Source organism: Nonomuraea ceibae (assembly GCF_019396325.1).
Taxonomy (GTDB): domain Bacteria; phylum Actinomycetota; class Actinomycetes; order Streptosporangiales; family Streptosporangiaceae; genus Nonomuraea; species Nonomuraea ceibae.
The window spans coordinates 1-25,693 of sequence record NZ_JAHKRO010000013.1 but is presented as its reverse complement, the minus strand read 5'-3'; the positions used below and the strand labels follow the sequence as shown (position 1 = coordinate 25,693).

Genomic DNA, 25,693 nt, shown 5'->3' with positions numbered 1-25,693 from the left:
GAGTACGGCTGAGCCGTGGCGCTCCGACACGCGGTGCTGGCGGCGCTGCTCGACGGCGAATACAGCGGCTACCAGCTCACCAAGATCTTCGACATCGGCGTCTCCAACTTCTGGTACGCCGCCCCGCAGCAGCTCTACGCCGAGCTGGCCAAGCTGGAGGCCGACGGCCTGGTCACCGGCCGTGAGGTCGTCCAGACCGGCCGCCCCAACAAGCGCGTCTTCAAGGTCACCGAGGCCGGGCTCGCCGAGCTGGCCGCCTTCGCCGCCCGGCCGGCCAAGCCCCTGCTGCTCCGCGACGAGCTGGTCGTCAAGGTGCACGCCGCGGACCTGCTCGACCGGGCCCCGCTGATCGAGCAGCTCCGCGAGCGGGAGCGGGAGGCCGTGGCCAAGCTGGAGATCTTCGAGCAGCTCCTGGCCGGCCTGCGCGGCGACCTGGACGAGGAGACGTTCCTGCGCGAGGGCGAGCACATCGGCCCCTACCTGTCCGGCCTGGCCGGCTGCCGTTTCGAACGCGAGATGCGCGACTGGTGCCGCGACACCGCGCTGACCCTGGCCGCACGAGTGGAGACGCCATGACCACCTACACGCGCTACGTCGCGCTCGGCGACAGCCAGACCGAGGGCCTCGGCGACGGCGACGACGTCAACGGTCACCGGGGCTGGGCCGACCGCCTCGCCGAGCACCTGGCCGCCGCCGAACCCGGGCTCCACTACGCCAACCTCGCCGTCCGGGGCCGGCTGGCCGGGCAGATCCGCGCCGAGCAGCTACCCGTCGCGCTGGCGCTCCGCCCCGACCTGGCCACGGTCATGGCGGGCATGAACGACCTCATCCGGCCCGGCTTCGAGGCCGGCCGGGTGGTGGCCGACCTGGAGGCGATGTTCGCCGCGCTCACCGGGGCGGGCGCGCACGTGGTCACCGTGACCTTCCCCGACATCGGCAAGATCGCGCCGATGGCCAGGCGGTTCCGGCCCCGCGTGCTCGACCTCAACGCCCGCATCCGCGAGGCCGCCGCCCGGCACGGGGTCGCGGTGGTCGACACGTTCCCGCTGGAGTTCGTCACGGACGCCCGCATGTGGTGCGTCGACCGCCTGCACGCCAGCCCGGCCGGCCACGCCCGCATCGCCGCAGCCATGGCCCACACGCTGGGGCTGCCCGGCAGCGACGACGCCTGGATGCGGCCCCTGCCCGCCCTGCCCGCGCCGGGCCCGTTGCGGGTCGCGGCGGCGGAGGCGCGCTGGCTGGCCACGTTCGCGGGCCCGTGGATCGGCCGCCGCCTGCGCGGCAGGTCCTCCGGCGACGGCCGCACCGCCAAACGCCCCGAACTCCTGCCCTGGGCGACGCCTACGCCGCCGGCTCGCCCGTCCTGAGCCGCGTGCCGTCGCGCCGCCGCAGGTGGTAGGAGACGGTGGCGGTGGCCAGGGCGGCGCCCCAGACCGGCCAGAAGCACTCCGGCAGCCAGGCGCCCCACTCCTCCAGCGCGAACCGGCCCGCGACCGTCCACCGGACGTAGGACAGCCCCGCCACGGTCACGATGATCGAGACGAATCCGGCGGGGATGACCGCCAGCAGGGGCGGCACCCGCCTGCCGCGCAGCCCGGGGATCCATCTGGGGAAGATCTCCCCCCAGCGCTGGGTCAGCCCGAGTGTGAGCACGCCGCCGAGCGCGCCGAACGTCGCCAGGTAGGCTCCCGCCAGCCACAGCCCGTCCTCGCCCTCGGCCAGGAACTCCGGGCTCACGCCGAGCGGGATGCCCAGCGCCCACGCCCACCGGGTGGCGCAGTACACGAGAGGCACGGCCACGGCCACGTACACCGCCGTGCGCCCCCGCTCGGGCGTGAACCAGCGCGCCCGCCCTCGGTCACGGCCGTACGCGAGCGCCGCGGCGGCCAGCAGCAGCCCGCCGAGCACGCAGACGAGCTGGTTGAGCACCGGCCACGGCCAGGCGTCGGCGAAGGTGGCGCCGCCCAGGCTCCAGCCGAAGACGGGGGCGACCAGCAGCAGCGGCGTGTACGCGACGCCCATCATCAGGCGCGAGTCGGGGATCACCAGGACCAGGATCGCGGCGATCGGCCAGGCCAGGAGCAGCGGCGCCCGCCGATCGCCCCGGCGAGTGAGAGCCACCGCCGTCACCGCGGTGAGCAGGGCGAACGCGGCGATCCACCACCCGAACCGGGGTGTCGTCCCGGCCAGGAGGGACAGCGCCCCGTCGGGGTCGGGATCGGAGGCGCCCCACGGGTAGCCGGGCAGCCCGAGCGCCCACGCCGCGCCGAGCCCGCCATAGCCGAGCGCCCACAGCGCCGTCGCATGGGCGCGCGAGGCAGGAGTGAAGGATTTCATGTGTTCAGCGTCGCGGCGCGGCGACGGCGCGGACCAGATGCCGTTCGGCACCCTCGGCCACCCGCGCCCGTGCCGAACGGCACCTGCGGCCGGGTCTCCCGGCGGCCGTATCGTCGGTGCGGTGACTCTCCTGTGGATCGCCGTGTCGGCGTCGCTGCTGCTCCCCGTGGCGCTGGTGGCGCTGTCGCGGACGCCGCTCGCCGCGCGGCTGCCGGAGCTGACGTGCGTGGCGGCGGTGGTCTCGCTGGCCGTCACGCTGGCCCAGCTGTACGGCGTCGTGCCGTCCGAGCAGCCCGCCGCCGCCCTTGGGATGGCCGAGAGCCTGGCGTTCATGGTGCTGGCCGGGCTGATCGTCCGGGACGCGCCCGCCCGCCGCGCCGCGGTGGCGGCCCCCGCGGCGGGCCTGGCCGCGGCCACCTGGCTGCTGCGCTTCCTCCAGCCGGCCTCGCCGCTGGAGGCGGTGGGCGCGTGCGCGTTCTGGGGGCTGGGCGCGCTCCTCGCCGCCGGTCTGGGCGGCTACCTGCGCCTTCTCGGCGTACGGCAGCGCCGCGCCCTCGACGACACCCGCACCGCGCTCCGGCTGCGGCTGGCCGGGGACCTGCACGACTTCCTCGCCCACGACATCAGCGAGATGGTGGCCCACGCCCAGGCGGGCAGGGTGACGGGCGACCCGGCACGGGCGCTCGAACGCGTCGAGGCTGCGGGGCAGCGCGCCCTGTCGATGCTGGATCGCACGCTCGACATGCTGCACCACGACCGGCCCGCGACCTCCGCCGGCGGCCTGAAGGACATCCGCGAGGCGGCCGAGCGCTTCTCGGCCGCCGGTCCCGCCCGGGTCCGCCTGCGCATGGACCCGGCGCTCCAGGTCCCGGCCGGCAGCGCGGCGCTGGCGTACCGGATCGTGGTCGAGGGCCTCACCAACGTGCGGCGGCACGCCGCGCGGGCGGGGCGCGTCGACCTGGACGTGAGCGTGGCGGACGGGCGGTTGGAGATCACGATGACCAACGACGGCGTGACGCCGTCGCGGAGCGGGCGGACCGGCGGGGCGGGCCTGCCGGGGCTGGCCGCGCTGGTCGAGGCGCAGGGCGGCGAGCTGGTCTCGCGGGCCGTGCCGGACGGGTGGTCACTGACCGCGTGGCTGCCGCTGTAGCCCGGGCTGGCCAGAATTATGTATGTGCATGTATATTTCTGTCCAGCGGCCGAGAAACCAGCACAAGGAGGGGTCGATGACACCCGCAGCCCCCAACGCCCCAGCGGACCCGTCGGTGGCGGAGCTCGCCGCGACCTGGAACCATCTGCTGCTGCTGCACGCCCGGGTGGAGGCCAGGCTCGGCACCGCGTTGCAGCGGCGGCACGGCATCGGCCTGTCGGAGTATCGCGCGCTCGGCCACCTGGCCGCCGCGCCCGACAGCGAACTGCGCATGCAGGAGCTCGCCGACAAGCTCGGGCTCAACCAGAGCTCCGTGACGCGGCTGGTCGCCCGGCTGAACGCGGCGGAGTTCACGTACCGGGACCTGTGCCCCGACGACAAGCGCGGCGTCTACACGGTCATCACCGAGAGCGGCCGGGTGCGTCACGCCGAGGCGAGCCGCACCTACGAGGAGACGCTGAGCGCCGCGCTGGCGGAGGCCGGCGGGGCCGACCCCGGCCTGGCCTCCGCTCTCGCGTCCCTGGGCGACCTGCTCGGTCAGGGGCGGTCGGGGCCGCGGTAGGGCAGGGGCCGGCTGTAGACGATGCTCGTGGTCGTGCTGCCGAGGCCGGCCAGCTCGTCCATGAGCGCCTCCAGGTGGCTCATGGAGGTCGCGGCCACCTTGAGCGTGTAGCAGTCGTCGCCGGTCGTGCGCAGGCACTCCAGGATCTCGCGCCGGTCGGCAAGCAACTGGCGCAGGGGCTGGTGGCGGTTGCCCGGATACTTCAGCCGGACCAGGGCGAGCACCGGGTAGCCGACCTTGTCCAGGTCGACCGCGGCGTGATAGCCGGTGATGACGCCCTGCGCCTCAAGCTGGCGCACCCGTTCGGTGGTGGCCGACGGGCTGAGGTTGACGCGCCGGCCCAGCTCGCTCAGTGAGATGCGGGCTTCCTGCTGGAGCTGGGTGATGATCGCCCAGTCGACCTCGTCAAGCTTCGCGGCCATATGGAGAATCTATCGGTAAATTCCCGGGCTTAGGGGTGAATAGCCGGGAGAAGTCGGTTCCAATGGCGCTGGTGACCGCTATAGCCTCATTTTTATGGAACTTGGGGTGAACGTACCGAACTTCGGGCCTGGCACCGATCCGGGCGTGCTGCGCGAATGGGCGCGCATCGTGGAAGGGCTCGGCTTCGACCTCCTCATGATGTCCGACCACGTGACGATCACCCCGGACGTCGCCGTGCGCTACCCGGAGCCGTTCTACGAGCCGTTCACCACGCTGTCCTGGCTGGCCGGGCTCACCACCACGGTCAAGCTGGGCACCACCGTGCTCATCCTGCCCTACCGGCATCCGCTCCTGGTGTCGCGGATGGCCACCAACCTGAACCAGCTCAGCGGGGGCAGGCTCGTGCTCGGCGTGGGCGTCGGCTGGGCGCGGCAGGAGTTCGAGGCGCTCGGCGTGCCCTTCGCCGAACGCGGCAGGCTGACCGACGACTACCTGGCCACGCTGCGCGACGCCGGGCACACCCTCTGGGTCGGCGGCAACAGCGAGGTGGGCATCCGGCGGGCCGTCAAGAACGGCCACCCCTGGCACCCGCTGCGCGGCACCATGCCCTGGATGGCCTCGGTCGTGGCCGGGCACACCCTGCCGGGCTTCGTCCCCCGCATCGCCCTGCGGCTGACGACCACGCCCGTCGACGACCCGGAACGCCTCGCCGGCGTCGGCACGCTGGAACAGATCCTCGACGACCTCGACCGGCTCCGGCAGCTCGGCGCCACCAGCGTCGTGCTCGACCCGTACCACGGCGACCCCGAGGAGACCCGCAGCCCGCAGCCGGCGTGGCGGGCGCTCACCGCCGTCGCCACCCACTGGAGGAACCGCACATGATCACCGCCGCCGACGAGAAGCTGCTGCGCCGCGCCATCGACCTCGCGGCCCACGCCGTCACCCTGGGCGACGCCCCCTACGGCTCCCTGCTCGCGGGGCCCGGCGGCGAGATCCTGGTCGAGGCCCACAACACCGTGCGGCGCGACAACGACATCAGCGCCCACCCGGAGCTCAAGCTCGCCCGCTGGGCCGCCCGCGAGCTCGACGCCGACACCGCAGCCCGCACCACCATGTACACGAGCTGCCAGCCCTGCGGCATGTGCACCGGCGGCATCGTCCGCTCCGGGCTGGGCCGCGTCGTCTACGCGCTGTCCACCGAACAGCTCGCCGAGCTCAACCCCGGCTCGGGCTGGCCGGAGGTCCAGCAGGACGGCCCGGCGCTGTTCGAGGCGGCCCGCGTCCCCATCGAGAGCTACTACCGGCCCTAGCTGTGGGAGACTTTTCCCTCCAATAGCCACATCTGAATGGGTTCGCGCATGCGCATCGGCGTCTACCTCGCCCACCCGAGGCCCGACAGCTTCAACGGCGCCCTCTTCGACGCCGTCGTGGACGAACTGCGCGGACGGGGCGCCGACGTCCGCGCGCACGACCTCTACGCGGAGGGCTTCGCCCCGGCGCTGGCCGCCGCCGAGACCGAGACCGTGACTGACGGCGCCCCGTCCGCCGACGACCTCGTCCAGGCCCACCGGACCGAGGTCGCCGAACTGGACGCCGTGGTGTTCGTGCACCCCAACTGGTGGGGCATGCCGCCCGCGATACTGGCCGGATGGGTGCAGCGCGTCCTCGTCCCCGGCGTCGCCTACAAGCTCGGCACCGCCGACGGCGAACCCGCCGGGCTGCTCAAGGCCGGGCGGGCACTGGTGCTCAACACCTCCGACACCCCGGCCGACCGCGAACGCGACGAGTTCGGCGACCCGCTGGAGCGCATCTGGGCAGCCTGCGTGCTGCCCTACGTCGGCGTCGTGGACGTACGCCGCAAGGTCTTCCGCACGGTGACCGGCTCCGACGGACCGCAGCGGGACGCCTGGCTGCGCGAAGCCCGCGAGCTCGCCGCCGCCCTGCTCGACGCCTAGCTCACTCCACAGGGTGGAACGGCAGCCCGACCTTCTCGCCCTTCATCAGCCGCTCGATGGACTCCTCCATCATCTTGCTGTCGTTCAGGTGCGGGAACGGCTCCCCCTCAGGGACGTCCACGCCCAGGAACCGGCAGAGCGGCTCCCACCCCTCCCGCACGTCGAACACCAGCAGCCGCTCCGCCGGCAGGCTCTCCCGCACCGTGACGATGTGCCGCTCGAACGCCGCGATGGTCTCCTTCTCGTCCGGGACCACGCCGAAGGGGCTGTCACTGCCCAGCCCCTCCCGGATCATCCGCTCGAGCAGCGGGCGCGTGGTCATCATGTTCTCCACGAGACCGGCCATCTCGGGCGCCAGCTTCTCGCTCTGTAAACGCGCCGGCCCGTTGTCGATGAGCGTCCGCATGCTCGCGAACCAGGACTGCGGGTCGCGGACCGTGAGAACCACCTTGGCCTCCGGGTACGCCTCCGCCAGCTCCCGCCAGAAGAACGAGGCCGGCCAGTCCACCGACGACCGGAACCCCTCCAGCACGTACTCCCAGTCCGGGACCGTGTCGTGGCTGGCCAGAGGCGCCCACCGCTTGGCCCGGTCGGAGTTCGACCCCACGTCGAACATGTGATGGCACGGCCCGAACCCGAGCCGCTCCAGTGCCGCCTTCATCGAACTCGTACCGGTGCGCGGGAACCCCGCGCCGATCACGGTCAGCATGCTGCTTCCTCCATGAGGTGTCGGCTGGTCCCGATCATGGTGGTGCAATCCCGAACCTGGCAATCCCCCAAAACCAATACCCGCGGCCCGGCGATTTCGCGAGCGAAATGTCTATGGTGTCGCTGTTCCGATGCATGATGAATTACAGACAGCCGGCCTCGGCGCTGCCTATATTTCTGAAAACAGAATCCCGCGTTGGAGGCCCAGGTGTCCGATGTGTTCGCCAAGGATCTCAGCCGCCGAGTCGTGACGAGAATCGCGCCTGCCGAATTGCCGCTGTTCGATCAGACCTGGGACGCGCTCGGCGGCGGCAACAGGGCGAGATCCCACCGGGAGCCACTCGGGTTCGGGCTGCCGGGGGTGGACGAGATGCTGGTGACGGCGATCGTCTCCGGCGTCGTGACCACGGTGCTCATGGACGTGGGCAAGGACGTCGGCTCGTGGACCGGCCGGCTGATCGGCCGGTTGCGCCGCCGCCCGAAGGAGCTGACCGAGGGCCCGCCGCCGCTGCCGCCGGCCCGGCTGACCGAGATCCGGAAGGTCGCCTACCGGAAGGCGCGCCGGATGGGCATGTCGGAGGCCCAGGCCGACGCCCTGGCCGATGCGGTGGTGAGTGAGCTCGCTCGCAAGCCCTCATGACCGGCCGCGTCCCGTCGGCCACCGCGTCCGCGTTCGTCCTGCTGATCAGCCTGGCGTTCGCGACGACCGCGATCTACCGGCCGGGGGTGTTCGACCGGCTGTCGACGCACGGCTCGCCGGTCCCGCCGAAGGTCAGGGAGGCGTGCCTGCTGGCGGCGCTGAAGGGCCGGGACGACCCTGCGTGCGAGGTGCTGGGCCGGGCCGCCGACCAGGATCTCCGGCTGGGCACGTTGCTCTGTTTCGCGACGCTCGTCCTGCTCACCGGGCTGCAGTACTGGTTCGGCCCGGCCTGGCGGATCCGCCGCCGTCGGCTGCGCCCGGTCGCCGGCGAGGTCCACGACGAGCTGGCGCGGATGGCGCAGGAGGTGCTCGGCGGACGGCGGGTCGTCTTCCTGCTCGACGTGCTCAACCCCGCGGTGGCCGGGCTGGCGTTCGGCCGGGCCGGGCGCAGTTACGCCGTGATCAGCCGGGGCACCTGGATGCTGTACGAGCGCGACCGGCCGCTGTTCCGCGCGGTGGTGCTGCACGAGCTGGCGCACGTGCGCAACAGGGACCTGGGCATCACGGCCGTGACGCTGGCGATGTGGCGGTCGTACGCCGCGGTGATCCTCGTACCGGGCCTGCTCGCCGCCGTGATCGGGGTGCTGTCGGGGCACGCGCCGTTCCTGCGGCCTCTGGAGATGCCGTTCGGCTCGAGCGTGGTGCTGTCGTGGCTGTTCGCCGCCCAGATCATCGGGCTGGCGGTGCTGTCGTGGCTGACCCGCTCGGCGGTGCTGCAGTCGCGTGAGCTGATGGCCGACGCCCGCGTGCTGTCGTGGCAGGAGGACGCGACGCCGCTGCGCCGCCTGTTCGAGGACGCGCCGGCCCCGCGCCGGTGGCCGGTGTCGCTGCGGGTGCGCACCCACCCCCATCTCGCCGTACGCCGCGCCGCCCTGGACGAGCCGGGACCGCTGGTACGCCAGGGCTTCGTCTTCCCGGTGGCCCTGGGCGGCTGCTTCTCCCTCACCATGGACCCCGCCGCGTCGTTCACCGCGCTGGGACGCACCAACACGCTGCCGTGGCCTGCGGAGGTGTTCGCCCTGCTGCTGGCCGTCGTGCTGGGGCTGCGGGCGTTACGGGCCGTGGAGGCGCCGAGCGATGCCGTGCACGTGCCGCTCGGCCTGGCCGTGGGGCTGGCCGGTGGCTGGCTTCTCGCCCCCAGCAGGATGACGGACCACGCACTGGCCCCGTTCCCCGTGTCGGTGCAGCTCGCCGGGCTGGTGCTGCTGGCGGTGGCGGGCCTGCTGCTGGGGGTCTGGGTGCGGTGGGTGGCGCGGGTGTGGGCGCCGAGGGTGCGCGACCTGCGGTCGGCGCTGGCTCCGCTGCTGCTCATCGCGGCCGTGGTGACGCTGACCGCGCGCACGTTCTACCGCGTCCAGAGCGACATCATCATCGCGCACGTCCAGGACTATCCGGCCGTCTCCGACCCGCTGGCCCATGTGCTGATCAGCGCGCAGATCACGCTGGACAGCCGGCTGTCCACGGGCGCCCTGCTCCTGGTCGCCGTCGTCCTGCTCATGCTGGTCCCGATGGCGGTGCGCTTCACCACACTCGGCGAGCCCCGGCCGCCGGCGCCCCGCCGCACCGGCCGCGTCGCCCTGGCCGTGGGCTCCGCAGCCGCCGCGGCCCTGATCACGGTGCTGGTGTCGGGCACGGTCAACGCCTATGTCTTCCAGCGGCCCGGCACCACCCTGTCGGACCACCTTGCCGTCGGAGCCGCGTTCGCCGCCGCTCTCGCCGCCGTCGCGGCCGGGCTGTCCCGGACGTCCCCGGTCGCGAAGGGCATGCTGGCCGGGCTGGCCGGCGCGGTGGTCCACGCCCTCGTGCTGGAGCTGGTGGTGCTCCCCTTGCGGACGGCGCTCCCGTGGACGATCCACATGCTCATCCTGGAGCGCATGCTGGAGGCCGCCCTGATCGCCGGCCTGGCCACGGCCCTGCTGACCCGCCTCCTGCCCGTCCGCGGCGAACCGGCCGCGGCCGCAGCCGTGCCCGTGGCGGAAACGCCTGGCTAGCCCCGACCGGCCCGTGCCTGGAGCCAGGCCTGTTCGCGGAGCAGGCGCAGCCCGTTGAGGCCGACGATGACGGTCGAGCCCTCGTGTCCGGCCACCCCGAGCGGCAGCGGCAGGTCGCCCGTGAGGTCCCAGATGACCAGGCCGGTGATGAAGGCTCCGGCGATGACCAGGTTCTGGACGATGAGGCGCCTGGCCTGGCGGGAGAGGGCCACCGCGGCGGGGATGGCGGCGAGCTCGTCCCGTACCACCACGGCGTCGGCGGTCTCCAGGGCGAGGTCCGATCCGGCGCGGCCCATGGCGATGCCGCTGTGGGCGGCGGCCAGCGCGGGAGCGTCGTTGACGCCGTCGCCGACGACGAGCACCTTGCGGCCGGTGTCCTGCAACTGACGTACGACGCCGACCTTGTCCTGGGGGAGCAGCCCGGCGCGTACGTCGGTGATGCCGACCTGGCCGGCCACGTGGGCGGCCGCGCGGGCGTTGTCGCCGGTGACCAGGACGGGGGCGCTGCCGGTGAGCGCGGTGAGTGAGGCGACGGTAGCGACGGCGTCGGGCCGGAGGCGGTCGGTGATGCCGAGCACCCCGATCGGCTCGCCGTCGCGGGTGACCAGGACGGTGGTGCGGCCCTGGGCTCTCAGGTCGGCGGTGTCCGGCACGCCCGGCCCGTGCGGCAGGCGGTCGGGGCTGCCGACCGTGATCTCGGCGCCGCCCACCGTGGCGGTCACGCCGAGGCCGGGGGTGGAGGCGAAGTTCTCGGCTCTCGCCACGTCGAGGCCGCGTTCGCGGGCGCCGTCGGTGACGGCGCGGCCGAGGGGGTGTTCGCTGGGGTGTTCGGCCGCGGCGGCCAGGGCGAGCACCTCGTCGGCGGACAGGCCGGCGACCGGGCGGATGTCGGCGACCTGCGGGGCGCCTTCGGTGAGGGTGCCGGTCTTGTCCAGCGCGACGGCGTCGACCTGGCCCAGGCGTTCCATGACGACCGCGGACTTGATCAGTACGCCGTGCCGCCCGGCGTTGGCGATCGCCGACAGCAGCGGCGGCATGGTCGCCAGCACGACCGCGCACGGCGACGCGACGATCATGAACGTCATCGCGCGCAGCAGGGTCGGCTCCAGGTCGGCGCCGAACACGAGCGGCAGCGCGAACAGCGCCACCGTGGCGATGACCATGCCGATGGAGTAGCGCTGTTCGACCTTCTCGATGAACAGCTGGGTCGGCGCCTTGGTCCTCGACGCCTCTTCCACCAGGGCCACGATCCGGGCGATCACCGAGTCCGCCGGGTCCCGTTCGACCCGTACGCGCAGGGCGCCGCTGCCGTTGAGGGTGCCGGCGAACACCTCGTCCCCCGCCTGCTTGGTCACGGGCAGCGGTTCTCCGGTGATGGTGGCCTGGTCGACCTCGCCGGCCCCGTCGAGCACGCGCCCGTCGGCGCCGACGCGCTCGCCGGGCCGGATCAGGATCACGTCGCCGATCGCGAGCCGCTCGGTGGGGACGGTCTCCTCGCCGCCTTCCTCGGTGAGGCGGCTGGCCGTGGTGGGGGCCAGGTCGAGCAGGCTGCGTACGGAGTCCTCGGTGCGCTTGGTGGCGACCGCCTCGAGCGCGCCGGAGGTGGCGAAGATGACGATGAGCAGCGCGCCGTCGAAGACCTGCCCGATCGCGGCGGCGCCGATCGCCGCGGCGACCATGAGCAGGTCCACGTCCAGCCGGGGCTCGCGCAACGCCCGCAGCCCCGCCAGCCCGGGCTCCCAGCCGCCGGCGGCGTAGCAGGTCAGGTACAGGGTCCACCACAGCCACGGGGGCGCCCCGGCCAACTGGCAGAGGCCGCCGGCGGCGAACAGCGCGACGGCGACGGCGGCCCAGCGCACTTCCGGCAGCGTCCACATGCCGGCGCTCCACGGCGTGGCGCGCCGATGCCCGGGGGCGGGGGCGGCGGCCTGGGCGGCGCTCAGATCGGTAATCACCGCGCCATCGTATATGCGTATATACGCAGGCAGGCAAGCAGGGCGGGCTGTGGCTAGGCTGAGACCATGCACACGTCGCTGTCCGGCTTCGACATGCCGTCCGAAGAGCAGGTGCACCTGGCGGCCGAGTCGTTCCGGCTGCTGTCGGACCCCACCCGCATCAAGATCCTGTGGGCGCTCCTCCAGGGCGAGTCGTCGGTCGCCTGCCTGGCCGAGCTCGCCGACGCCGCCCCCACCGCCGTCAGCCAGCACCTGGCCAAGCTCCGCCTGGCCGGCCTGGTCAAGGGACGCAGGGAAGGCACGTTCGTCTACTACACCGCCGCCGACGAGCACGTACGCCGCCTGCTCGCCCAGGGCCTCTACCACGCCGACCGCATCGACCGCGGCGAGGACCACGAGCTGGTACGCGAGGAGTAGCGGACCCCGGCCAGGGCGGCGGTCAGAGGGCGGCGTCGAGCAGGCAGCGGGGCGAGCCGTGCAGCTCGTCCGTGACCACCCGCCCGGCCACGCCGAACACGTCGGCCAGGAGCTCCGGCGTGATCACGTGTGCCGGCTCGCCGTCGGCGTGGACCCGGCCCTCGTGGAGCGCGACGACGCGTTCGGCGAAGCGGGCCGCATGGTCCAGCTCGTGCAGGACGGTCACGACGGTGAGCCCGCGGATCTCGCGCAGGGTGCGGACGAGTTCGAGGACCTCCAGCTGATGGCGGATGTCCAGATGGGCGGTCGGCTCGTCCAGGAGCAGGATGCCGGTGTCCTGGGCCACGGCGAGCGCCAGCCGGACGCGCTGGCGTTCGCCGCCGGACAGCGTGTCGAGGACGCGGTCGGCGAGGTGGGCGACCCCGGCCAGCTCCAGCGCCTCGTCCATGGAGTCCGACTCCCGCAGCAGGCCGAGCGGCCCCTGGTGGGGGTAGCGGCCTTGGCGGACGAGTTGGCGGACGGTCAGCGCGGGCACGGGCGGCAGGCTCTGGTGCAGCACCGCGAGCCGCTGGGCCACCTGCCGGCGCGACAGCGACGTCAGCTCCGCGCCGCCGAGCAGGATGCGGCCGGACGACGGCTTGACCAGGCCCGCGATCAGGCGCAGCAGCGTGCTCTTGCCGCAGCCGTTGACGCCGACCAGGGCCACGAACTCGCCGGGCTCGACGGTGAGGTCGACGCCGGTCAGGACGGGGCGGGTGGCGTACGAGAAGTGCAGGTCCTCGACCTTGATGCTCATTGCGATCTTCCCAGTCTGATCAGGACGGCGGCGCCGGCCAGGGCGGTGATCACGCCGGTCGGGACGCCGAGCCGGTGCGTGCCGTCGAGGAGGTGCCCGGCGAGCTGGGCGAGGCTGTCGGCGCCCGCGAGGGCGACGGCGCCGACGACGGCGACGGTGGGGACGCGCCCGCCCAGCCTGCGCGCGACGTGCGGGGCGGCCAGGCCGACGAACGCGATCGCCCCCGACAGGGCGGCCGCGCCGGCGGTCAGGGCGATGGCCACAGTGAGCGCGACCGCCCGGCCGAGGCCGGGACGCAGGCCGAGCGAGGCAGCGTGGTCGTCACCGGGTGACAGGACGGCCAGCATGCCCGAGCAGGCCCACGCCACGGCGACGCCCCCGGCGATCCACCAGGAGGCGAAGGCCAGGTGCTCCCACACCCGTCCCTCGACCGAGCCGATCAGCCAGCGCAGCGCGTTGCCGAACCTGCTCGGCTGGTAGGCCAGCAGCATCGTGGTCAGCCCGGCCAGCAGCGCACTGCCGAGCAGGCCGTGCACCACCAGGTTGGCCGGGTCGCGGCCCGCCGACAGCAGCCAGGTGAGCCCGCCGCCCAGCGCGCCTCCGGCCAGGGCGGCGAGCAGCGCCCCCGCGGCGGAGTCGGCGGGGAACAGGCCGAGCGTGAGCCCGCCGAGGATGCCGAGCACCGCGCCGGGGTTCACGCCGGAGAACTCGGGCGCGGCCAGCGCGTTGCGCAGCGTCGCCTGGAGCACGTACCCGGCGACGCCCAGGGCGGCGCCGGTGAGCAGGGCGGTGAGCAGCCTCGGCACGCCGAGCTCCCACACGATCTTCTCGGCCTGGCTGTCGGCGGCCCCGTCGAGCAGGCCGGAGATCGCGCCGGGCGGCTGGCCGGAGACGAGCAGGTGCGTGGCCGCGACCACCAGCAGCAGGGCCGCCGCCACGACGACCCGCGCGGGCCTCGTCGTCATGAGGCCGCCCGCCTGCGCAGCAGGGCGGCTCCGGCCAGCACGCCGGCCAGCGCCGTCCACGCCCCGAGCGGAGTCTCCACCGGGTCGAACGCCAGCCGCGCGGCCAGGTCGGCCGTCAAGGTGATCAGCGCCCCGAGCGCGGCCGACCACGGGAGCCAGCCCCGGGCTCCCGCGTGCGGGCGCAACCGCCTGGCCAGCACCGGTGCCAGGAACCCGACCCAGGCGATCGGGCCGCACGGCCCCGTCACCGCCCCGATCAGCAGGGTCGACACCGCGAGCACCCCGAGCCGGGCGAGGCCGACCCGGCTGCCGAGCGAGGCGGCCGCGTCGTCACCGAGGCGCAGCAGGCCGAGCGCGGGCACGCACAGCACGACGAGGGGGAGCGCGACGGCGAACCACGGCAGCGTCTCCGAGGTCTGCTCCCACATCAGGCCGGACAGGCTGCCGACGAGATAGCGGAAGAGCATGTCGTACTGGAGCCGGTCGGCGGTGGCCATCACGGCCAGCAGCAGCGCCTGGATGCCGGTCGACACCGCCGCGCCGATCAGCAGGACGCCGCCCGCGCTGCGGCCCGACCTGGCCGCGGCCAGCGTGACGAGCCCGCCGAGCGCGGCGCCGAGCAGGCCCGCCAGCGGGTACAGCGACGGCGGCACGGGCAGCGCCCAGATCACGCACACGCTGACCGCCAGCGCGGCCCCGGTCGAGACGCCGAGCATCTCGGGCACGGCGAGCGGGTTCCGCAGCGACTCCTGGAGCAGGAGCCCGGCGGCGCCGATCGCCGCGCCGCCCACCAGGCCGATCAGCACGCGGGGCACGCGCAGCTCCCAGACCACGAGGTGCGCGATCGACTCCGGGGACGTCGTGAGCAGGTCCTGCGGGGCCACGAACGGCGTGCCCAGGCAGAGGCCGGCCAGCGCCGCGACGGCGAGGCCGAGCCCGGTGACGATCGCCGGGCGTCCGCCGAGCGCAGCGCTCACCCGGCGGCCTTGGCGAGCGCCTCGTCGAGGATGATGCCGAACGCCCTGGTGCCCCGGCCGGACGCCCACAGCTCGGTCGGCACCTCGAACACCCTGCCTGCCGACACGGCGGGAACGCGCTTCCACACCGGGTTGTCCTTGTAGTGGTCGCTGACCTTGGTGCCGAACGACTGGATGAAGATGACCTGAGGGGCCTTGGCCAGGATCTCCTCGATGCTGTAGGCCTGCGCGGTCTCGAAGCCGCCGCCCTTGCTGGGCCAGGGGTAGGCGAAGAACTGCGACAAGAAATGCCCCAGTACGTCCTCGGTGGTGTTGACGCCTACCGAGGTGCCCCCGTACATCGCCAGGACCGGCGTCCGGTCCAGCCCCGCCGCCTTGGCCCGGGCGGCTCCCTCGGTGAGCTTGGCGCGGAAGCGGCTCTCGGCCTCGGCCTGCTGCCGCCCGCGGTCGGTGAGCTGGGCGAGCGCGCGCAGGTAGCCGATGGAGTCGTCGTACGACTTCACCTGGACCACCCACAGCGGCGCGAACTTCTCCACGGCGGTCCTGAGCTGGTCGTGCACCCCGGCCAGGCCGATCACCAGGTCCGGCTTCGCCTCGGCGATCTTCGCGACGTCCTCGCCGCCGAAGCTGCCGGGGATGACGGGGACGCCGGCGCCCTTCGCGCCCAGGTAGTCAGAGCGGGAGAGCAGGGCGGGCGTGGTCGTGGCCACGGGGGTCAGGCCCAGCTCGACCAGGGCGTCGTCGCACAGCCCGGTCAGGCACACGACGCGCTCGGGCTTCTTCTTCAGCGTGAACGTCCCGCCGTGCGGGTCGGTGACGGTCAGCGCGGCGCTGACGGGGGCGACCGGGGCGGCGGTGGCGGTGGCCTTGGGGGACGCCGTGGCGCCTGGACGGGGGTCGCTCTGACCGCAGGACGCCACCAGGACGAGCGGGATCAGGGCGAGGAGTGAGCGCCTCAGCGCGGGCCGGGCGCGATGCCGGCCGAGGGAGAAAGCGCCGCGGCGCATGGAACCTCCAGGAGTGAAAATCATTGTCGTCTCTAGACGATGAAAATAGTTATCATTTACGCTCGCTTCCCATCAAGTCGGCACAACGTGCCTCAGGGACCCGGAAGGACAGCGCGTGATCGTTCATCGCCGGCTGCTGCAGCTGGCCGGCAGCGTGAGAGGGCCGATCGCGGCCTGCGTGGCCCTCGGCCTGGCGGTCAGCGCCGCGTACGTGACCCAGGCGGTCCTCCTCACCGCCGCTCTGGCAGCCCTCGTACGCGGGGACGTTCCGGCCGCGGTGGGCCTGCTGGCCTGGACCTTCGCGGTGATCGCGGCGCGGGCGGCACTCCTGTGGGCCAGGGAGGCGGTGACCGTGTGGGCGGGCGGGCTGATCAAGGCCAGGCTGCGCGACCGGCTCATCGTCCACCTGGGCAGGCTGGGTCCCGCGCACCTGTCCGGCGCCCGCACCGGGAACGTGCAGACCACGCTGGTCGACGGCGTGGAAGGGCTCGACCCGTACTTCAGCCGCTACCTTCCGCAGGTCGTGGTCACCTTCTGCGTACCGGTGGCGCTGGTCGGCTGGCTGTTCACGGTCGACGCGGCGGCCGCCGCGGTCCTGGCCGTCGCCGTGGCCGGGGTCCTGGTCGTGCCCAGGTTCTGGGACGCGACCCTGCTGCGCCGGGGGCGTGGCCGGTGGGCCGCGTTCGCCGCGCTGGCCTCGGACTACCTGGAGGCGATGCAGGGCATGGCGACGCTGCGGGCGTTCGGGGCGGTCGCCGCCCTGGGGGCACGGCTGGCCGGGCGGGCCCACGACCTCTACCTGACCACCATGCGCCAGCTCAGGATCTCCCTCGTGGAGACCGGGATCAGCGCGTTCTTCGTGCAGGCGGGCACGGCTGCGGCCGTCCTCGCCGCGACGGCCTCGGGCAGCGCGTGGGAGGTGTTCGCGGTGCTGGTGATCGCCGTCGAGTGCTTCCGGCCGGTGAGGAACCTCTCCGACGCCTGGCACGCCGGATATCTCGGGATAACGGCGGTTGACGGCATCGAGGCGCTGCTGGCCGCCTCCCCGGCCGTCGAGGACCGGGGGACGCGGCGGGACTTCCCCGCGCCGCCCGCCGTCACGTTCGAGGACGTCACGTTCACCTATCCGGGCGCCGGGCGCCCCGCCGTCCACGGCGTCGGCCTCACCGTCGAGCCGGGTCGGACCGTCGCCCTGGTCGGCCCTTCCGGCGCGGGCAAGAGCACGCTGGCCGCCCTGCTCCAGCGGCACCACGACCCCGACCAGGGGCGGATCAGCATCGGCGGGGTCGACGTACGCGACCTCACCCTCGACGCGCTGCGCGGCGGCGTCGCCGTCGTGGCGCAGGACACGTACCTCTTCCACGGCACCGTGGCCGAGAACCTGCGCCTGGCCAGGCCCGACGCCACCGACGAGGAACTGGTCGCCGCCGCCAGGACGGCCGCCGCCCACGACTTCATCACCGAACTGCCCGCCGGCTACGACACGCCGCTGGGGGAGCGCGGGGCGACGCTGTCGGGCGGGCAGCGGCAGCGCCTGTCCATCGCGCGGGCCCTGCTGGCCGACGCCCCGGTCCTGGTGCTCGACGAGGCCACCTCACACGTGGACGCGCGTACCGAGCAGGCCCTGGCGCAGGTGCGCGAGGGCCGCACCTGCCTGATGATCGCCCACCGTCCCGACACCATCCGGCAGGCCGACCACGTGGTCACCCTGGAGAACGGCACCATCCTGGAGAGCGTGGCATGACCCCGTCCATCCGCTGGCTCGCGGGCGCCGTCGGCGCGCACCGCCGGGCCTTCCTCTCCACCCTGGCCGCGAACCTGATCGGGCAGCTCGCCGTGCTCGGCGCGGCCGTGACCGGCGCCTGGCTGGCCGGCCGGGCGATCGCCGGCCAGAGCGCGCCCCTCGGCCTGGCCGGCGCCGTGCTCGGCGGGCTCGTCGTGGTCGCCACACTGGCCGCCTGGTGGGAGACCTACGTCGCGCACGACCTGGCGTACCTGGTGCTGGCCAGGCTCCGGGGTCAGGTGTACGACGCGGTCGCCAGGATCACCCCCGCCCGCCTGCTGGGCCGCCGCAGCGGCGACCTGTCCGCCGCCGCGCTGTCCGACATCGAGACCCTGGAATGGCTGTTCGCGCACACCCTGGCGCAGCTCATCACGGCGGGCACGGTGCTGACGGCCGGGACCGTGGCCGCGGCGATGATCGACCCCCTGCTCCTGGCCGTCTCGCTCCCGCTGGCCGCGTGCGTGCTCGCCGTGCCGCTGTGGCTGCGCAAGACCTCCCGCCGGCACGGCGACGAACTGCGGGCCGCCACCGCCGAGCTGACGTCCGACGTGGTCGACACCGTCCAGGGCATGCGCGAGCTCACCGCCTTCCGCGCGCTCGACCGCCGCAGGGACCTGCTGGCCCGCAAGACCCGCCGGCTGGCCCGCGCCCAGGCGGCGAACGCGGCCCGCGGCGGGCTGGAGGCGGCGCTCACCGACCTGCTCCTCGCCGTCGCGGCGGCGGGGACGCTGCTCCTGGTCGTCACCGTCATCCGGACCCCCGCCGACGCCCCGCTCGCCATGATCCTCGCCGCCAGCTCGCTGGGCCCGGCCGCCCAGGTGGCGCTGCTGCTCAAGGAGTACGGCACGCTGCGCGCGGCCGCCGACCGGGTGCACACGCTGGTCACCGCACCCGCCAACGTGCCCCCGCCGCAGGAGCCGCGCGAGGTCGCCGCCCGCCCGGACGTGGTCTTCGAGAACGTACGGTTCCGCTACACGCCCGAGGGGCCCGACGTGCTGCGCGGAGTGTCGTTCCGCATCCCGTACGGCACGACCGTCGCCCTGGTCGGCGCGTCGGGGGCGGGCAAGTCCACCTGCGTGTCACTGCTGCTGCGCCACTGGGACCCGGACGACGGGCGCATCCTGGTCGGCGGCGTGCCCCTGCCGAACATCGCCGAGCCGCACCGGCACGTCACGGTGGTGCCCCAGGACGTGCACCTGTTCGCCGGCACGGTCGGGCAGAACGTGCGACTCGGCGCGCCCGACGCCGACGTGGCCGGGGCGCTGCGCACCGCGCAGCTCGCCATCGACCCGGAGCTTCCCGTCGGGGAACGGGGCGTCACGCTCTCCGGCGGCCAGCGCGCCCGGGTGGCGGTCGCCCGGGCGCTGGCCACGCGGGCCCCGGTGCTCGTCCTGGACGAGGCGGTGGCCAACCTCGACCCCGAGAACGAGGCCCGCCTCACCGAGGCGCTCCGGCGAGCCGCCGCGGGCCGGGCCACGCTCGTCATCGCCCACCGGCTCTCCACCATCCGGGAAGCCGACCACATCGTGCTGCTGGAGGAGGGACGCGTCGCCGCCGAAGGCCCCTACGACCAGCTCAGCGAGAGGCTGTCCCAGCTGTTCGCCCGATAGCCGTGGAAGAAGAAACGACCTTCGAAGGAACAGGGGAGGAAAGCGAATCGATTTCTCATCTTGCGAGGGTCAATGACATCAGGCAAGAAACTCGTGGCAGCGGTCCTGGCAGGCACGCTGAGCGCGGGCGCGACACCGGCGGCCGCCGCGGCCGGGCATGCGAGCTTGGACGCGGCGGGCAGCGTGACGCTGCTGACCGGCGACCGGGTCGTGGTCACGGGCAAGAGGTTCCGGGTGGAGCCGGGCGCGGAGCGGGAGGTGCACTTCACGTCCGGGTACCGCGACGGGCACCTGTACGTGATCCCGTCCGACGCCGCGCCCCTGATCGACCAGGGGGTGCTGGACGAGCGGCTGTTCGACGTCACCCAGCTGCTCGCCTGGCGCTACGGCGACGCGGACACGGCCGACATCCCGCTGATCACCCGGTCGCCCGAGGGAACGGCGCCCGCGCTGAAGGGCGCCGCCGCGGCGACCCGGCGGCTGAACAGCCTGGGCATGACGGCGCAGCGGGTGGCCAAGAAGAGCGCCGCCGAGGCGTGGCGGGGCCTGCTCGCCGGGGCGTCCACCCTGGCCGAGGGCAAGAGCAGGATCTGGGTCGACGGCCGGCGCTCGTACACCCTGGACCGCAGCACCGAGCAGATCGGCGCGACCGAGGCGTGGCGGCAGGGCCTGACCGGGCAGGGCGTCACGGTCGCCGTGCTCGACAGCGGGTACGACCCCACGCATCCGGACCTGAAGGACGTGGTCACCCAGTCACGGAACTTCTCCGACGAGCCCGGCATCGAGGACCGTCTCGGACACGGCACCCACGTCGCCTCGATCATCGCCGGAGCAGGGGAGAAGTACCGAGGCGTGGCGCCGGGAGCCCGCATCGCCCTCGGCAAGGTGGGCGGAGCCGCCGGGATCACCGACTCCGCGATCCTGGCCGGGATGGAGTGGGCCGCCACGGAGGTCAAGGCCAAGGTCGTCAACATGAGCTTCGGCAGCCCCGACGAACCCGGCCTCGACCCGGTCGAGGAGGCGGTGAACACGCTGTCGCGCGACACGGGCACCCTGTTCGTGGTGGCCTCGGGCAACGAGGGTGACCAGGGCGTCGGCACCCTGTACTCCCCCGGCAGCGCGGACGCCGCGCTGACCGTCGGCGCGGTCGACCACGCCGACCAGGTGGCCGACTTCTCCAGCACGGGCCCGCGCGTCGGCGACCACGCGGTCAAGCCGGACGTCACCGCCCCCGGCGTGGACATCGTGGCCGCCGCCGCGACGGGCACCGCCGACGGTACCCATGTGGCCAAGAGCGGCACGTCGATGGCCACCCCGCACGTGGTGGGCGCGGCGGCCGTCCTCGCCCAGCGCCACCCCGGCTGGAGCGGGCAGCAGCTCAAGGCGGCGCTCGTCGGCAGCGCCAGGCCGACCGGTGGCGCCACGCCGTACCAGCAGGGCACCGGGCGGGTGGACGTGCCCCGCTCGCTGGCCCAGGAGGTGCTCGCCACGCCCACCGGCGTGTGGGCCGTGTTCCCCTGGCAGCACCCGGGCGAGCGGCAGGCCACCGGGAAGATCACGTACGCCAACACCGGGAGCACGCCCGTCACCCTGGACCTCGCCGCCGACTCGGACGTGCTCACGCTGTCGCCGCAGCGCCTGGAGGTGCCAGCGGGCGGGGAGGCGTCGGTCACGGTGACGATCGACGCCGGAGGCAGGAGCCCCGGCGACCATCCGGGCATCGTCACCGCCACGGCCGGTGACACGGTGATCCGCACCCCGGCCGGCGCCTACGTGGAGCCGGAGTCCTACGACGCCACGGTGACCGTCCTGGGCAGGGACGGGGCCGCCGCCGACGGGATCCGGGGAGTCGTCTACGACCAGGAGACCGGCGCGCAGCGCAGCCTCGTCTTCCACGGGAACGTGGCCAGGATCAGGCTGCCGAAGGGACGCTGGAACGTCTCCACCACCGTCTTCGGCAGGGCGGAACACAGCCTGACGTTCGCGCACCAGCCGTTCGAGATCGACGACGCCGACGTGTCGCTGACGATCGACGGCCGCCAGGCGAAGCGGTTCGCGTTCACGGTCGACGACCCCACCGCCGTCCCCGACCCCACGTTCGGCCTTTCCCTGGTCAACGGCCCCTGGAAGGCCGCGATGTTCGCCTACAACTACGCCGGCGGCTACTACGTCGTCCCGGTGCGGCAGCCGGGCCTCGCCTACCTGGCCCATGTCGCCTGGGTCAAGAAGGACACGGCGTTCAGCCCGTACCGCTATGACCTCGTGGACCACCGTACGGACGGCTTCCCTGACGACCCCGGGTACGCCGCGCGGACCCGGGACATGGTCAAGGCGACCGAGACGTTCCGCTCGGCCGCGCCGGGCGCCACGGGCGCGCTGCACTCGGGGCCGGTGCTGCCCGGCAGCGACGTCGGGGGAGGGGCGAGCACGTGGGACATCCCGCAACCGGGCAGCCGGACGCGGTACCTCACCCCGGGATTCGCGTGGAACGAGGAGTTCAGCACGGGCACTCTGACGGAGGTCGGCACCGGCCCGGTGCGTGACAAGGACTTCACCCAGGTCTGGAACGCCGCGGTGACCGGCCCGTCGTTCGCCTCGCCGGGCGGCAGCCGTACCGGCGACACGCTGGACTTCCCCGCCGTCGGCCTGTACAGCAGCGGAGCCGCCGGCCGTACCGGCATGGACGCGGCCGCGACCGGCGCCCTCACCCTGACCGCGAACGGGAAGCGGATCGCCACGACCGGCATCACCGGCTGCCTCCCCTACCGGAGCGAGGAATGCACGCTCACGGCCACGGTGCCTGAGGCGGACACCGCCTACACGCTGACCGCCTCCTCCCGGCGGCCGGAAGCGGCGCTGTCCACGGGCGTCGAGGCCGTCTGGACCTTCCGCTCCGCCCGGACGGCCGAGCCCGAGCCCCTGCCGCTGATGGCCGTGCGCTACGCGCCGCAGGGTCTCGACGACGCCAACCGCGCTGAGCCGGGGTCACGGACCACCCTGCCGATCCGGGTCGAGCGGGCCCCCGGCGCCCGAGGGGCGGCCGTCTCGTCCGTCAGGCTGGAGGCGTCCGCCGACGACGGGAAGACGTGGCGACCGGCGCCTGTCCGGGTGACCCGGTCGGGCTGGACGGCCCGGCTGTCCAACCCCGCGACCCCCGGGCACGTCTCGCTACGCGCGACGGTCAAGGATCGGGCGGGCAACGCCGTCACCCAGACCGTGATCCGCGCCTACGCCGTCGGCTGACGATCCCCTTTCAGCCCTGTCAGCCCTTCCGCACCGGAGGCAGCTCGTCCGTCCACCCGGTGGACACCGAGATGAACCCGGAGCTGAACGACAGGTCGCCGTCGTCGACGATGACCAGGTTGGCACGGACCACCCGGGCCTTCCCGGGATCGATGACCAGCTCGATGTCCATGCCGCCGTCGGGGCTGGGGAAACGCACCCGCTGCCCGTCCTCGGCCGGGCCCGCGTTCTCCACCCCCGGCGTCGCGGCGAGCGCGCGGAACGCCGCCGAGCGCACCTCCGCCGGCGCCGGGAGGCCCGTGATCAGCGCGAGCAGGGTGAAGGTGGGATCGCCCCGGACCTCGGAGCCGAACATGTCCTTCTCGTCGCCCGTGCGGGCGGCGATCCACGCCTTCAGCGGCTCCGGGTCCGTCGGCAGCCTTTCGAGCTCCTCGAAGCCGATCTCGGCGCCCTTGAGCCGGAGCGTCTTCCAGGCCGGTGCCGGGACGACGGCGTCGGGCGGATCCCCCGGCACCCCCCTGGTCCAGCGCTTGCCGTCACGCCTGGTCCAGGTCTCCATCGGCGGGATGTCCGACTGGAGCCGCTGATGCCTGACGTGCCAGTACGTCCCCGAACCCTGGGGCGTGCGTTCCGCCGTGGCGGCGGCCATGAGCAGCACCTCCCTGCCCGTGACCGGCGCGCCGTCGTTCGCGGGCGCTCCCGCCGCGAACACCACCGCCGCCGTGGCGCCGGCGGCGACCAGCGCGATCCCCGGGACGAACCACCCGGCCCGCCGGCGCATCCGGCTCGTCCGCGCCCTGCGCCTCAGGCGCTCCCGCCCGCGCGCGACCGCCGCCGCGGACGGCTCCGGCCCGCTCAGCAGGGCGGCGATCTCGTCAAGGTCGTTCATGGGTGGTCTCCTTGTCAGTGAGGGCCTGGATCTTGGCGCGGGCCCGGCTGAGCCGTGAGCCCACCGTGCCGAGGGAAATGCCGAGCGCCTGGGCGATCTCGGTGTAGCTGAGCTGGCCGAGGGCGAGAAGCAGCAGCACGTCACGCTCGCCGCCGTTCAGCGAGGCGAGCGCCACGGCCAGGTACGGCTGCGCGGTCACGGCGGCGACGACCCGGTTCTCGTGCCCCTCCACGACCGGCGCGGGATCCAGCCGGGCCAGCGCCTTGTAGCGCCGGGCCTCCTTGTGGCGATGCCGGGCCACCAGGTTCGTGGCGAAGCCGAACAGCCAGGGCCGCAGGCCGCCTCGCTCCAGGTTGAACCGGTCACGCCGGTCGAACGCCAGCAGAAACGTCTCCGCCGTGATGTCCTCGGCCGCCTGGCTGCCCAGGCGGCCCGTTACGTAGCGGTAGATGTCGTGGAAATACCGGTCATATACGGCGGTGAACAGCTCAGGGTTCCGCCGGTAGCCTGCGACGAGATCGGCATCGGTCACCTGCTCGCCCACATCGGCGGTCATGTGGCCGTCTCTGTCATGAGTGTTCCTTCCGGATGGAGAACGCTACTTTCATCCACCCTTCACGGCACCCGCGCCTTTTCTTCCCGCGACCGCTTCTACCGCGCCGCGGGCGGCCGGCGGTGGGCCGCTCGTTTGAACCGGGGCGGCAGGTGCAGAAGACACGTCACATCACGAGGAGGCGCGTTCGATTGACCGGACAGGACGTCAGGCCCACGTTGTGCCAGGTGGTGCTCGACTGCACCGACGCCAGAGCCCTGGCCGAGTTCTACCGCCACCTGCTCGGCCTGGTCTACCGGCCGGGCGACGACCCGCCCGAGGCGGGCGGCGACGACGAACGGGGCCGCGACTGGCTGGTGCTGCGAACCCCCGAGGGCGCTCCGCAACTTGCCTTCCAGCAGGTCGAGCGGCTCCCCGAGCCGACCTGGCCCCAGGACGGGATCCCCCAGCAGCTGCACCTGGACCTGACCGTGACCTTGGTGGAGGACCTGCTGGCCCAGCACGAACGCGTCCTGCGCCTCGGCGGCCGGCTGCTGCTGGACCGCGCCGACGACCCCGAGGAGCCGCTCCACGTGTACGCCGACCCGGCCGGCCACCCGTTCTGCGTCTTCGTCTCACCCCGCGCCGCTCGCACGAGCCCAGAGGAACGAGACCGAGACCGGCCTGCGCCCTGAGCCGTGAACCGGCCCGTAAACGCAGCGATCGCCCAAGCTGAGCTCGGGCGATCATGTACGAAGGCGTGTGTCCGAGGGGGGACACCGCCGATACGTACATGCCCTTCAATGCCTCCACCACTCTCGTTCTCCCTGATCGGACGGGGTGAACAGCGATGGCGGCAAGCACTCTCGCGGTTCGTCGCATTCAGCGGACGACCATCGCCGGCGTTGCCTTCCTCGCGCTGGTCGCGGCGGTTGTTTCCTTCAGGCATATGCATGAGCTCTGCCTGCGCCACGGTGAGGACCGTTTCGCGGCGGTACTCATTCCGCTAGCGGTCGACGGGCTGATCGTCGTCGCTTCGATGTCCATACTGCTGGCCAACCGATGTGGTTCCCGCGGTGGTGCCCTGGCCTGGACCCTGCTCGTGGTCGGCAGCCTGGCCAGCCTCGGCGCCAACGTCGCCGTCGCGGAGCCGAGTGTGATCGGCAGAGTCATGGCAGCCTGGCCGAGCGCCGCCCTTATCGGTAGCTACGAGTTGCTGATGTCCCAGATCCGCTGGGCAGCGGGCGAGCTGGTGCACGCCCAAGAGGCACTCGCTTCCGCCACAGTGCTCCAGACGGCGCGGATGCCGAGCCCCTGCAGGGTGCGGGGCGGACTTCAAATCTATGAGCCGAGGAAATACGCAGCGGGACCACCCTCATGTAGGGCGGGCCAACGAGGTGAGGCCGGGCACACTGCCGCCGGAGTGGGGGACCACCCCAGCATGCGCCGGACCACCCCCGCAGGCGCGGGGCCGACCGTCCCAGCTGTCCCGGACAGGAGGCAGAACATCGGGTGCCACCGGAATACGGCAGAAACGGGCCGCCGACGCCAATCCCCAGTGGTCAGCCCGGCACGCCCGCACTGTGACTCGATCGACTCACGGTCCGGCGTGCACCACGGCGCGTTCGTCCAGCAGGCCCGCCTCGCACAGGTCGGACCATAGCCCCGCGGGGATCGGCGCCGAGAACGCCTC

25 protein-coding genes are annotated in these 25,693 nt (G+C 73.4%); 15 read left to right on the top strand and 10 right to left on the bottom strand.

Annotated features, from left to right (window positions below; all coding sequences use genetic code 11):
* The first annotated feature begins 15 nt into the window (after positions 1 to 15).
* Positions 16 to 576: a PadR family transcriptional regulator gene (locus KME80_RS11610; protein WP_219504167.1), complete on the top strand. Its 561-nt coding sequence runs from the start codon at positions 16 to 18 to the stop codon at positions 574 to 576.
* Complete coding sequence (locus tag KME80_RS11605; protein WP_219504166.1) at positions 573 to 1,367, top strand: SGNH/GDSL hydrolase family protein; 795 nt, start codon at positions 573 to 575, stop codon at positions 1,365 to 1,367. Before KME80_RS11610 ends, KME80_RS11605 begins: the two co-directional genes overlap by 4 nt.
* Here the strand turns inward: KME80_RS11605 and KME80_RS11600 are convergent.
* Positions 1,342 to 2,337, bottom strand: coding sequence for a hypothetical protein (locus KME80_RS11600; RefSeq protein WP_219504164.1), 996 nt, complete (start codon positions 2,335 to 2,337; stop codon positions 1,342 to 1,344). The genes KME80_RS11605 and KME80_RS11600 overlap by 26 nt on opposite strands.
* Before the next feature lie 121 nt (positions 2,338 to 2,458).
* Here KME80_RS11600 and KME80_RS11595 point away from each other — a divergent pair, with 121 nt between their 5' ends.
* Positions 2,459 to 3,487 (top strand): sensor histidine kinase, encoded by a 1,029-nt coding sequence (locus KME80_RS11595; RefSeq protein ID WP_219504162.1) that lies wholly within the window; start codon positions 2,459 to 2,461, stop codon positions 3,485 to 3,487.
* Between the two features lie 76 nt (positions 3,488 to 3,563).
* Positions 3,564 to 4,049, top strand: a complete 486-nt coding sequence (locus tag KME80_RS11590; RefSeq protein WP_219504160.1) for a MarR family winged helix-turn-helix transcriptional regulator — start codon at positions 3,564 to 3,566, stop codon at positions 4,047 to 4,049.
* On the opposite strand, the gene KME80_RS11585 is transcribed toward KME80_RS11590, so the two are convergent.
* Entirely contained in the window at positions 4,025 to 4,471 is a 447-nt protein-coding gene (locus tag KME80_RS11585; protein ID WP_219504158.1) for an Lrp/AsnC family transcriptional regulator, read from the bottom strand. The two genes, KME80_RS11590 and KME80_RS11585, sit on opposite strands and share 25 nt — an antisense overlap.
* Before the next feature lie 106 nt (positions 4,472 to 4,577).
* Here KME80_RS11585 and KME80_RS11580 point away from each other — a divergent pair, with 106 nt between their 5' ends.
* From KME80_RS11580 to KME80_RS11570, 3 genes are read left to right on the top strand one after another with little or no spacing between them, the layout of a single operon-like run.
* Positions 4,578 to 5,354, top strand: a complete 777-nt coding sequence (locus tag KME80_RS11580; RefSeq protein ID WP_308125716.1) for an LLM class flavin-dependent oxidoreductase — start codon at positions 4,578 to 4,580, stop codon at positions 5,352 to 5,354.
* Positions 5,351 to 5,782 carry a nucleoside deaminase gene (locus tag KME80_RS11575; RefSeq protein ID WP_246644556.1) on the top strand — a complete coding sequence of 144 codons (432 nt, stop codon included), beginning with the start codon at positions 5,351 to 5,353 and terminating at the stop codon, positions 5,780 to 5,782. The genes KME80_RS11580 and KME80_RS11575 overlap by 4 nt, the downstream gene beginning before the upstream one ends.
* A gap of 36 nt (positions 5,783 to 5,818) precedes the next feature.
* Complete coding sequence (locus KME80_RS11570) at positions 5,819 to 6,427, top strand: NAD(P)H-dependent oxidoreductase (RefSeq protein WP_246644554.1); 609 nt, start codon at positions 5,819 to 5,821, stop codon at positions 6,425 to 6,427.
* Position 6,428: 1 nt separating this feature from the next.
* Here KME80_RS11570 and KME80_RS11565 read toward each other — a convergent pair whose 3' ends face one another.
* On the bottom strand, positions 6,429 to 7,136 hold the full coding sequence (locus tag KME80_RS11565; RefSeq protein WP_246644544.1) for a sulfotransferase family protein: 708 nt from the start codon (positions 7,134 to 7,136) through the stop codon (positions 6,429 to 6,431).
* Between the two features lie 246 nt (positions 7,137 to 7,382).
* Between KME80_RS11565 and KME80_RS11560 the strand changes: the two genes are divergently transcribed.
* Both KME80_RS11560 and KME80_RS11555 read left to right on the top strand, forming a co-directional pair.
* Positions 7,383 to 7,775 (top strand): hypothetical protein, encoded by a 393-nt coding sequence (locus KME80_RS11560; RefSeq protein ID WP_219504156.1) that lies wholly within the window; start codon positions 7,383 to 7,385, stop codon positions 7,773 to 7,775.
* Positions 7,772 to 9,826, top strand: coding sequence for a M48 family metalloprotease (locus KME80_RS11555; RefSeq protein ID WP_219504154.1), 2,055 nt, complete (start codon positions 7,772 to 7,774; stop codon positions 9,824 to 9,826). Before KME80_RS11560 ends, KME80_RS11555 begins: the two co-directional genes overlap by 4 nt.
* On the opposite strand, the gene KME80_RS11550 is transcribed toward KME80_RS11555, so the two are convergent.
* Positions 9,823 to 11,781, bottom strand: a complete 1,959-nt coding sequence (locus KME80_RS11550) for a heavy metal translocating P-type ATPase (RefSeq protein WP_372455352.1) — start codon at positions 11,779 to 11,781, stop codon at positions 9,823 to 9,825. The two genes, KME80_RS11555 and KME80_RS11550, sit on opposite strands and share 4 nt — an antisense overlap.
* A gap of 66 nt (positions 11,782 to 11,847) precedes the next feature.
* Here KME80_RS11550 and KME80_RS11545 point away from each other — a divergent pair, with 66 nt between their 5' ends.
* Positions 11,848 to 12,198: an ArsR/SmtB family transcription factor gene (locus KME80_RS11545; protein ID WP_219504152.1), complete on the top strand. Its 351-nt coding sequence runs from the start codon at positions 11,848 to 11,850 to the stop codon at positions 12,196 to 12,198.
* A gap of 22 nt (positions 12,199 to 12,220) precedes the next feature.
* Here the strand turns inward: KME80_RS11545 and KME80_RS11540 are convergent, their stop codons facing one another.
* From KME80_RS11540 to KME80_RS11525, 4 genes are read right to left on the bottom strand one after another with little or no spacing between them, the layout of a single operon-like run.
* Positions 12,221 to 12,994: an ABC transporter ATP-binding protein gene (locus KME80_RS11540; RefSeq protein WP_219504149.1), complete on the bottom strand. Its 774-nt coding sequence runs from the start codon at positions 12,992 to 12,994 to the stop codon at positions 12,221 to 12,223.
* Positions 12,991 to 13,959 carry a FecCD family ABC transporter permease gene (locus KME80_RS11535; protein WP_219504147.1) on the bottom strand — a complete coding sequence of 323 codons (969 nt, stop codon included), beginning with the start codon at positions 13,957 to 13,959 and terminating at the stop codon, positions 12,991 to 12,993. Before KME80_RS11535 ends, KME80_RS11540 begins: the two co-directional genes overlap by 4 nt.
* Complete coding sequence (locus tag KME80_RS11530) at positions 13,956 to 14,936, bottom strand: FecCD family ABC transporter permease (protein WP_219504144.1); 981 nt, start codon at positions 14,934 to 14,936, stop codon at positions 13,956 to 13,958. The genes KME80_RS11535 and KME80_RS11530 overlap by 4 nt, the downstream gene beginning before the upstream one ends.
* Positions 14,933 to 15,943: an ABC transporter substrate-binding protein gene (locus tag KME80_RS11525; RefSeq protein ID WP_219504142.1), complete on the bottom strand. Its 1,011-nt coding sequence runs from the start codon at positions 15,941 to 15,943 to the stop codon at positions 14,933 to 14,935. Before KME80_RS11525 ends, KME80_RS11530 begins: the two co-directional genes overlap by 4 nt.
* Positions 15,944 to 16,058: 115 nt before the next feature.
* Between KME80_RS11525 and KME80_RS11520 the strand changes: the two genes are divergently transcribed.
* The 3 genes from KME80_RS11520 (at position 16,059) to KME80_RS11510 (ending at position 22,579) form a co-directional block, all read left to right on the top strand.
* Positions 16,059 to 17,687: an ABC transporter ATP-binding protein/permease gene (locus KME80_RS11520; protein ID WP_219504138.1), complete on the top strand. Its 1,629-nt coding sequence runs from the start codon at positions 16,059 to 16,061 to the stop codon at positions 17,685 to 17,687.
* Positions 17,684 to 19,336 (top strand): ABC transporter ATP-binding protein, encoded by a 1,653-nt coding sequence (locus KME80_RS11515; RefSeq protein WP_219504136.1) that lies wholly within the window; start codon positions 17,684 to 17,686, stop codon positions 19,334 to 19,336. The genes KME80_RS11520 and KME80_RS11515 overlap by 4 nt, the downstream gene beginning before the upstream one ends.
* Before the next feature lie 93 nt (positions 19,337 to 19,429).
* Positions 19,430 to 22,579 (top strand): S8 family serine peptidase, encoded by a 3,150-nt coding sequence (locus KME80_RS11510; RefSeq protein ID WP_219504133.1) that lies wholly within the window; start codon positions 19,430 to 19,432, stop codon positions 22,577 to 22,579.
* Between the two features lie 19 nt (positions 22,580 to 22,598).
* Here the strand turns inward: KME80_RS11510 and KME80_RS11505 are convergent, their stop codons facing one another.
* Positions 22,599 to 23,468 carry a CU044_5270 family protein gene (locus tag KME80_RS11505; protein WP_219504130.1) on the bottom strand — a complete coding sequence of 290 codons (870 nt, stop codon included), beginning with the start codon at positions 23,466 to 23,468 and terminating at the stop codon, positions 22,599 to 22,601.
* Positions 23,455 to 24,024, bottom strand: a complete 570-nt coding sequence (locus tag KME80_RS11500) for an RNA polymerase sigma factor (protein ID WP_219504127.1) — start codon at positions 24,022 to 24,024, stop codon at positions 23,455 to 23,457. The genes KME80_RS11505 and KME80_RS11500 overlap by 14 nt, the downstream gene beginning before the upstream one ends.
* Before the next feature lie 188 nt (positions 24,025 to 24,212).
* On the opposite strand from KME80_RS11500, the gene KME80_RS11495 reads away from it, so the two are divergent.
* Both KME80_RS11495 and KME80_RS11490 read left to right on the top strand, forming a co-directional pair.
* Positions 24,213 to 24,695, top strand: a complete 483-nt coding sequence (locus KME80_RS11495) for a VOC family protein (RefSeq protein ID WP_246644542.1) — start codon at positions 24,213 to 24,215, stop codon at positions 24,693 to 24,695.
* 155 nt (positions 24,696 to 24,850) lie between these two features.
* The gene (locus KME80_RS11490) at positions 24,851 to 25,663 is read left to right on the top strand and encodes a DUF2637 domain-containing protein (RefSeq protein WP_219504122.1); all 813 of its coding nucleotides are present in this window, start codon (positions 24,851 to 24,853) and stop codon (positions 25,661 to 25,663) included.
* The last annotated feature ends 30 nt before the right edge of the window (positions 25,664 to 25,693 follow it).

Excerpts from the sequence above, each read along its gene's own strand:
- KME80_RS11605 (WP_219504166.1), top strand. The coding sequence starts at position 573 with ATGACCACCTACACGCGCTACGTCGCGCTCGGCGACAGCCAGACCGAG.
- KME80_RS11600 (WP_219504164.1), bottom strand. The coding sequence starts at position 2,337 with ATGAAATCCTTCACTCCTGCCTCGCGCGCCCATGCGACGGCGCTGTGG.
- KME80_RS11590 (WP_219504160.1), top strand. The coding sequence starts at position 3,564 with ATGACACCCGCAGCCCCCAACGCCCCAGCGGACCCGTCGGTGGCGGAG.
- KME80_RS11585 (WP_219504158.1), bottom strand. The coding sequence starts at position 4,471 with ATGGCCGCGAAGCTTGACGAGGTCGACTGGGCGATCATCACCCAGCTC.
- KME80_RS11575 (WP_246644556.1), top strand. The coding sequence starts at position 5,351 with ATGATCACCGCCGCCGACGAGAAGCTGCTGCGCCGCGCCATCGACCTC.
- KME80_RS11570 (WP_246644554.1), top strand. The coding sequence starts at position 5,819 with ATGGGTTCGCGCATGCGCATCGGCGTCTACCTCGCCCACCCGAGGCCC.
- KME80_RS11565 (WP_246644544.1), bottom strand. The coding sequence starts at position 7,136 with ATGCTGACCGTGATCGGCGCGGGGTTCCCGCGCACCGGTACGAGTTCG.
- KME80_RS11555 (WP_219504154.1), top strand. The coding sequence starts at position 7,772 with ATGACCGGCCGCGTCCCGTCGGCCACCGCGTCCGCGTTCGTCCTGCTG.
- KME80_RS11545 (WP_219504152.1), top strand. The coding sequence starts at position 11,848 with ATGCACACGTCGCTGTCCGGCTTCGACATGCCGTCCGAAGAGCAGGTG.
- KME80_RS11540 (WP_219504149.1), bottom strand. The coding sequence starts at position 12,994 with ATGAGCATCAAGGTCGAGGACCTGCACTTCTCGTACGCCACCCGCCCC.
- KME80_RS11535 (WP_219504147.1), bottom strand. The coding sequence starts at position 13,959 with ATGACGACGAGGCCCGCGCGGGTCGTCGTGGCGGCGGCCCTGCTGCTG.
- KME80_RS11525 (WP_219504142.1), bottom strand. The coding sequence starts at position 15,943 with ATGCGCCGCGGCGCTTTCTCCCTCGGCCGGCATCGCGCCCGGCCCGCG.
- KME80_RS11515 (WP_219504136.1), top strand. The coding sequence starts at position 17,684 with ATGACCCCGTCCATCCGCTGGCTCGCGGGCGCCGTCGGCGCGCACCGC.
- KME80_RS11505 (WP_219504130.1), bottom strand. The coding sequence starts at position 23,468 with ATGAACGACCTTGACGAGATCGCCGCCCTGCTGAGCGGGCCGGAGCCG.
- KME80_RS11500 (WP_219504127.1), bottom strand. The coding sequence starts at position 24,024 with ATGACCGCCGATGTGGGCGAGCAGGTGACCGATGCCGATCTCGTCGCA.
- KME80_RS11490 (WP_219504122.1), top strand. The coding sequence starts at position 24,851 with ATGGCGGCAAGCACTCTCGCGGTTCGTCGCATTCAGCGGACGACCATC.